Origin of the sequence: Cupriavidus sp. IDO (genome assembly GCF_000812465.1) — a bacterium.
In the GTDB taxonomy this organism is placed as follows: domain Bacteria; phylum Pseudomonadota; class Gammaproteobacteria; order Burkholderiales; family Burkholderiaceae; genus Cupriavidus.
Window position 1 is genome coordinate 24906 of the sequence record NZ_JWMA01000045.1, and the last position, 6956, is coordinate 31861.

8 protein-coding genes and 1 pseudogene are annotated in these 6956 nt (G+C 64.0%); 6 read left to right on the forward strand and 3 right to left on the reverse strand.

Features of this window, described 5'->3' with window-relative positions:
* Positions 1-48: 48 nt before the first annotated feature.
* Both RM96_RS15970 and RM96_RS15975 read right to left on the reverse strand, forming a co-directional pair.
* Positions 49-1407 (reverse strand): dicarboxylate/amino acid:cation symporter, encoded by a 1359-nt coding sequence (locus RM96_RS15970; protein WP_039011928.1) that lies wholly within the window; start codon positions 1405-1407, stop codon positions 49-51.
* Between the two features lie 308 nt (positions 1408-1715).
* Positions 1716-2801: a tartrate dehydrogenase gene (locus RM96_RS15975; RefSeq protein ID WP_039011929.1), complete on the reverse strand. Its 1086-nt coding sequence runs from the start codon at positions 2799-2801 to the stop codon at positions 1716-1718.
* A gap of 113 nt (positions 2802-2914) precedes the next feature.
* Between RM96_RS15975 and RM96_RS15980 the strand changes: the two genes are divergently transcribed.
* Complete coding sequence (locus RM96_RS15980; RefSeq protein WP_039011930.1) at positions 2915-3838, forward strand: LysR family transcriptional regulator; 924 nt, start codon at positions 2915-2917, stop codon at positions 3836-3838.
* A 356-nt stretch (positions 3839-4194) separates the two neighbouring features.
* On the opposite strand, the gene RM96_RS39975 is transcribed toward RM96_RS15980, so the two are convergent.
* The gene (locus tag RM96_RS39975) at positions 4195-4371 is read right to left on the reverse strand and encodes a hypothetical protein (protein ID WP_238587286.1); all 177 of its coding nucleotides are present in this window, start codon (positions 4369-4371) and stop codon (positions 4195-4197) included.
* Here RM96_RS39975 and RM96_RS39980 point away from each other — a divergent pair.
* The 5 genes and pseudogenes from RM96_RS39980 (at position 4370) to RM96_RS40700 (ending at position 6789) form a co-directional block, all read left to right on the forward strand.
* The gene (locus tag RM96_RS39980; RefSeq protein ID WP_238587287.1) at positions 4370-4543 is read left to right on the forward strand and encodes a hypothetical protein; all 174 of its coding nucleotides are present in this window, start codon (positions 4370-4372) and stop codon (positions 4541-4543) included. The two genes, RM96_RS39975 and RM96_RS39980, sit on opposite strands and share 2 nt — an antisense overlap.
* Before the next feature lie 481 nt (positions 4544-5024).
* Positions 5025-5471 (forward strand): hypothetical protein, encoded by a 447-nt coding sequence (locus RM96_RS37145; protein ID WP_082016565.1) that lies wholly within the window; start codon positions 5025-5027, stop codon positions 5469-5471.
* Positions 5472-5484: 13 nt separating this feature from the next.
* On the forward strand, positions 5485-5901 hold the full coding sequence (locus RM96_RS15990; RefSeq protein ID WP_039011931.1) for a glycine zipper family protein: 417 nt from the start codon (positions 5485-5487) through the stop codon (positions 5899-5901).
* Between the two features lie 142 nt (positions 5902-6043).
* Positions 6044-6223, forward strand: a pseudogene (locus RM96_RS37150) (lyase family protein); the annotation flags it as partial.
* 80 nt (positions 6224-6303) lie between these two features.
* Positions 6304-6789: an isocitrate lyase/phosphoenolpyruvate mutase family protein gene (locus RM96_RS40700; RefSeq protein ID WP_338011416.1), complete on the forward strand. Its 486-nt coding sequence runs from the start codon at positions 6304-6306 to the stop codon at positions 6787-6789.
* Positions 6790-6956: the final 167 nt, after the last annotated feature.

Consider the following 6956-nt stretch of genomic DNA (forward strand, 5'->3'; position numbering starts at 1 on the left):
CCGCAGCAGCGCGGCCGGTTCGGAACTTTGTATCGTCACGTCCGCCCCTCAGTGCATCAGCGTGGCGTGGGCATCGGCCGCACGGGCGATGCGCGAGCCTGCCGGCGTTGCATCCTTGCCGCCCTCCGTCACCAGCTCGGCTTCGTCGTCAAGCTTGCCATCCAGCGCATCCGCAAGCCGCTCGCGGTCGACCGCGCCGACCCATCGCGCAATCGCCAGCGTGCCCACCGCATTGCCGATCGTGTTGGTGATGGCGCGCGCCTCCGACATGAAGCGGTCGACGCCCAGCAGCAGCACCATGCCGGCAACAGGAATCTTGCCCAGCGACGCCAGCGTTGCCGCCAGCGTGATGAAGCCGGAGCCGGTCACACCCGCCGATCCCTTGGACGTCAGCAACAGCACGCCGAGCACGACCAGCTGGTCCATCATGGTCAGCGGCGTATTGGTCGCCTGCGCGACAAAGATCGCGGCCATGGTGTAGTAGATGCACTGCCCGTCGGGATTGAAGGTCAGCCCGGAAGGCACGACCAGCCCTACCACCGGTTTGGAAACGCCGGCATTCTCCAGCTTGCGCATCAGCTGCGGCACCACGGATTCCGACGAGCTGGTGCCGAGCACGGTGAAGAGTTCGTCGCGGATGTACTTCAGGAACTTCCACAGGCTGAAGCCGGACAGCCTGGAAACACCGCCTAGCACGATCACCACGAACAGGACGCAGGTGAGGTACATCGCACCCATCAGCTTGCCCAGCGAGGCCACCGAGCCCAGGCCATACTTGCCGACGGTGAAGGCCATCGCGCCGAACGCCGCGATCGGCGCCAGCCGCATGATCATCCCCACTATCGTGAAGATGCCGTGCGTGAAGGACTCCAGGAAGTCCACCACCGGTTTCGCGCGCGACCCGATATGCGACAGCGCGACGCCGAACAGCGTGGCAAAGACCAGGATCTGCAGGATGTCATTCTTGGCCAGCGCGTCGACAATACTGGTCGGCACCAGGTTCATCATGAAGTCGATGAACGTATGCGGCGTCTGCGCGGCATGGGTGTAGCTGGCGATGGCCTTGGTGTCGAGGTGGGCGGGATCGACATTCATCCCGTGGCCCGGCTGCACCAGGTTGACCACCAGCAGGCCGAGCGCCAGCGCGAACGTCGACAGCACCTCGAAATAGATAAGGGCCCGCACGCCGACGCGTCCGAGCTCCTTCATGTTCTCCATGCGCGCGATGCCGAGCACCACCGTCGCAAAGATGATCGGCGCGAACACCATCTTGATCAGCTTGATGAACACGTCGCCAAACGGCTTCAGGTCCGTCGCGAAATCGGGCGCCCATACGCCCAGGACAACGCCGGCACCGACGCCGATCAGTACCTGGACGTAGAGTTTTCCAAGCAGCTTTTGAATCATGGCTGTCTCCTGCTGATTCGGTAAAGGCAAAGCGCTCCCGGGGCAGCTCTGGACGGCTGCCTCCGATGTCCGGGAGGCGGTGCGGGCATGGTGCGCCCGCGGAATGTGGCCCGGCTGCGGGCCGGGACGCGGATGGCTGACAACGCCAAAACTACGGGTGTTGTCTCCCCCCTCCCATTCATGGGAGAGGGGCGGGGGTGAGGGTGGGCGTCCCCGCGAAGTGAGGCGGTTCCGTGCTTGCCAGATGCCTGCCCTCACCCCCCGCCCCTCTCCCGCAAGCGGGAGAGGGGAGCAAACCGGCGCTACACTCAGGCCGCCTTGGCCTGCTGTCCGGCAATCAGCTCGCACACTGCCTTGGTCACCTGCGCAGTGGTTGCCTTGCCGCCCAAGTCGCCGGTATGCAGCGCGGGGTTGGCAGTGACGGCTTCGATGGCCTGCATCACGCGCTGCGCCGCCTCGTTCTCGCCGAGGTGTTCCAGCAGCATGACCACCGACCAGAAGGTGCCGACCGGATTGGCCAGGCCCTTGCCCATGATGTCGAACGCCGAGCCGTGGATCGGCTCGAACATCGACGGATAGCGGCGCTCGGGGTCTATGTTGCCGGTCGGGGCAATGCCCAGGCTGCCGGCCAGCGCCGCTGCCAGGTCGCTCAGGATGTCGGCGTGCAGGTTGGTGGCGACGATAGTGTCGAGCGACTTCGGACGGTTCACCATGCGCGCGGTGGCGGCATCGACCAGTTCCTTGTCCCAGGTGACATCCGGGAAATCCTTCGCCACCTGCACCGCGACCTCATCCCACATCACCATGGCGTGGCGCTGCGCATTGGACTTGGTGATCACCGTCAGCAGCTTGCGGGGGCGCGATTGCGCCAGCCTGAACGCAAAGCGCAGGATGCGCTCCACGCCGACGCGGGTCATCATGCTGACATCGGTTGCCGCCTCGATGGGGTGGCCCTGGTGCACGCGGCCGCCCACGCCCGAATACTCGCCTTCCGAGTTCTCGCGCACGATGACCCAGTTCAGGTCTTCCGGGGCGCAGCGCTTGAGCGGCGCATCGATGCCCGGCAGGATGCGCGTGGGGCGCACGTTGGCGTACTGGTCGAAGCCCTGGCAGATCTTCAGGCGCAGGCCCCACAGCGTGATGTGATCGGGGATATGCGGGTCGCCGGCCGAGCCGAACAGGATGGCGTCCTTGTCGCGCAGCGCGTCGAGGCCGTCTGCGGGCATCATCACGCCGTGCTGGCGGTAGTAGTCGCCGCCCCAGTCGAAGTCTTCGAACTCGAAGCGGAAATTGGCGCCCGCCGAGGCCAGCGCCTCCATCACCTCGCGGCCGGCCGGAACCACTTCCTTGCCAATGCCGTCGCCCGGGATCGTTGCGATGCGGTAGGTCTTCATGTTTGTCTCCTGGTCAGAATCGTATTGAGTGCGTGGGGCGGATTCTGGGCCGTGGACAAGGTTTTGGATCGCTTGTAAAGTTAAACCATTCTTAACTTGGAATTAAAGATCGAATGGCGTCATCCCCGGGTGTCCAGCCGTCGGAGCTGGGATTCTTCGCGTCAGTGGCCACGGCGGGCAGCCTGAGCGCGGCAGCGCGAGACCTCGGCATCACAACCGCTGCGGTCAGCAAGCGCCTTGCCCAGATGGAGTCGCGGATCGGGATGCCGCTGGTCACCCGCACCACGCGGCGCATGAGCCTGACGCCCGAAGGCGAGGTCTACCTGGAGCACGCCAGGCGGATCCTCAGCGATATCGATGACCTGGATCAGTTGCTGACCCGCTCGAAAGGCCGGCCGAGCGGCCTGCTGCGGGTTAATGCCACGCTGGGGTTCGGGCGCATGCATGTGGCGCCGGTGATTTCGGAGTATGTCGCCACCTACCCAGAGGTCGACGTCCAGCTGCAGCTGTCAGCCGACCCGCCACCGCTGACCGAAGATGCCTTCGATGTCTGCATCCGCTTCGGCCGCCCGCCCGACGCCCGCATCGTGGCGAAGAAGCTGGCGCCGAACCGTCGGCTGCTCTGCGCCTCGCCCAAATACCTGCGCGACCACGGCACGCCGCACACGCCCTCGGACCTTCGCAGCCACAACTGCATCGGCATCCGGCAAGGCAGCGACGCCTATGGTGTCTGGCGCCTGACCTCAGGCAAAGGCACCAAGGAGCGGACCGAATCGGTCCATGTGCGCGGCAATCTCACCACCAATGACGGGGAGATCGCGGTGAACTGGGCGCTCGAAGGCCACGGCATCCTGATGCGCGCCGAGTGGGACATCGAGCGTTTCCTGCGCAGTGGCCGGCTGGTCCAGGTCTTGCCGCAGTACGCGACGCCGGAGGCCGATATCTATGCGGTCTACCAGCAGCGCCACCAGTTGTCGTCCCGGATCCGGCTGTTCGTGGAATTCCTCGCCGCGAAGTTCAGTGAGTTCGGGAAGTAGCGCTGGACGGAATTTCTGCTTTGCGCACCCATGCTTGCGCTCGGCACGATGTGCTCGAACGGCTGAGACGGGACCGGCAATGGCCAATCGGACTTCGCCCCCCCCTGCTCCCACGCCCGGCTCAGCGACCCCGCGGCATCGCCGCAAGTCCCTCCAGCAGCGCGCGATGGTGCGTCCGCGCCGCCATCGGCAGCCCGCCATACTGGGATGCCTGGAGCACGCCTGGCCCGGCAGAGGCTCCCGTAGCGGCGATCGTGCACGACGAAAACGGGCCTTTGCAGCGGCTGTTGTAGCAACCGCTACGGAAGTACGAAAGGCAATCGCGCGTCGAACCGCCGGTTTGCGGCCGCTCGCAACTACTGCTTGTGGCGGAACTGGGCCGCGAACGCTTTCCATTCGCGGAAGACGGTGTCCAGACAGGAGGCGGATTCGCGGCTGTCCCGCTTCTTCCGGAACGCCGCAATATCTGCTTCAGTAAGCGATCCCGCCTTGAGCAGCCGTTGCTGGTCGGCATAGATGCGTTGATAACCCATGGAAAACAGCGCGGATTCGCAGATCAGGCGCTGTGCCTGCCTGGACTCTGCACGCGTGGCCGACGGTTCGCAATCGATGTCAGTGGCATGCGTGGTGCCAAGGAACGTGCTGGCTGCGCCTGGCCAGCCAGTGGAGCGCGAAGCGGAGGATGCGGGTCATGACCGGATTTGAGGGAGACGAGGTAACCGGCCAAGGTGGAAGATGTGCACCGATTACCTCTCGAAAGGTAAGGATTCTATCGATGATCTGCGACAACACCTGCCGCCAGTCTTGAGCCTGGCATCACGGCCGGAAACAAGCGTTCCGGAAGGATCATTCGAGATACTTCTTCATCCGTTGATATTTCATGAACGCATGACAGGTAGCCGGGGACTGGTTGATGGAATAAATCCGACCAGCCAGCCGTTTACTTTACGAGATATCGGCGCGGCGGCCCTTCAGCCTCGGGCGCGGCCGGGTGTCATGCGGGTAATAGCGGTAGCGCCACATTTTCCGGGGCTCCATGGCCGACGCCGGATGCGTCAATTTCGTATTCAATACAAGCGGAGACACATGCACGGTTTACATCTAATCAAACTAAACGATACAGGGGGACGGTCCGGCGCGGGTCCCGAGTGACCCGGCCGTCGGGCACCAACGCAGGGGACACATCATGAACGGGCGCAGGCTTTGCAAGATCGCCCTGGCATTAGTGGCAGGGGCGGCGATGGCCGCCGGCGGTCCGACGCTGGCCGGCGGTCGCGGCGGCGGTCGTGGTGGCGGCGGTGGCATGCACGGCGGTGGCATGCACGGCGGCGGCTTTCACGGTCACGATGGCTTCCACCATGGCGGTTTTCACCATGGGCACGGGCACGTGGCCTTCGTGATAGGCGGCGGTTGGTCGGGCTGGTGGGGATATCCATACGGCGGCTGGCCATACCCTACTGCCTACCCCGGTTACTACGCGCCCGCGACGCAATACGTCGAGCAAGGCGATGGGTCGGACGGTGCGTCGGCGAACGCCTGGTGGTACCGCTGCGACCAGCCCAGTGGCTATTACCCGTACATCAAGGACTGTCCGGGCGGCTGGCAAACGGTGCCGGCCCAGCCGTCGCTGTAATGCCGAGGCATTGATGAAGCCGCGTTCCGTTCCCCTCCTGATGGCGGCCGCGCTCGTTGTGGGCGCCTGTACGGCAATGCCGTCGGGCCCCAGCGTGATGGTGCTCCCGGGCAGTCACAAGACCTTCGACCAGTTTCTCGGTGACGACCACAACTGCCGCCAGTTCGCGCTGGGCCGGGTCGGCGGCGTGAGCTCGCATCAAGCCTCCAGCACGGCAGCGGTGAGCAGTTCGGCGGTTGGTGCCAGCAGTTCAGGCGACTCAGAATACAGTGCGCAGTACCAATACGACGCTGCCTACATCCAGTGCATGTACGCCAGCGGACACCGGGTCCCGGTCTACGGCCAGATGCTTGCGGCGCCGCCCGCGACGCCACCTGCCAACTACAAGCCCTACTCCCCGCCGCCGGCACCGCAAGGGGACGTCCCCTGAATGTTCTGGCGAATCTTCAAAGCCATTGACGCAAGGGACCGTTATCGAAAAGGCAAAGGCCGCTCCCGGCCCAAAGCAGCATTCGCCCTACGAAGTGGAACGCTTCAACCGCATCGACACTGAGAAGCTGTCTGCCGGGTGCGACCTGCGCTGGATGGGCTCCGGTCCTCACTGCGGCCTGGGGGAGCTGGTGCTGCCCGAAGATGGCCTGACGTCATCGATCATGCCCGGCAAGCGCAACCCGACCATCGCCGAGGTCATGGTGCAGGCGGCAATGCAGGTCGCAGGCAATCACGTGACGATGGCGGCCGCCTCCGATAACCCGTTGACATGAGTTTATGTTGTGCTTCCCTTATAACAACATAAACCCTGTCGACCCTGCAGCCCCTCCACGGATACACCATGAATAACCCCGTTTCTTCGCCAAAAAGCGACGGCGCTCGCCTGCGCCAACAGCTTGCAGCCCCTGGCATGTTGATCGTTCCCGGTGCCTACGACGGCATTGGCGCACGCTTGATCGAGCAGGCGGGTTTCGGCGCCTGCTACATGACCGGCGCAGGCACCTCGGCTGCACGCGGCTTTCCCGACTTCGGTTTGCTAACGATGAGCGAAATGGTCGAGAACGCGGCTGTTACCCTGCTCTCATTGGCCGAGCGTCGGTGGGCTTCCACCCATGGCCACCATAGCTTTCACGGCACTGCGAGCAACGGCATGATGCTTCGAGAAGCTGCGCGTTCACGCGATACGGTGCTTCATACCCACAGCACCGACACGCCGATTCGAGCGCGTAACGGTGCGCTGGACACCGATAGACGGTCTCGACCTGATGCACGACGCTGTGATAGCCATGCGCGATACAGCGACGACAGTGACGGCGCGTCGCACTGAAGCGTCGCCGCTCGGTCGGCATCCTTCAGTTCGCTATCCTTGAGCACGATCTCGACCGCCCGCGCAAATGATTCCATCGGAACAGACTCGTGCTAACAGTTAGTCACTTGAAGTCGGTGAACGTACACGACATCTTTCGACTAACACTTTCTGTGCAGCTTTCAAGG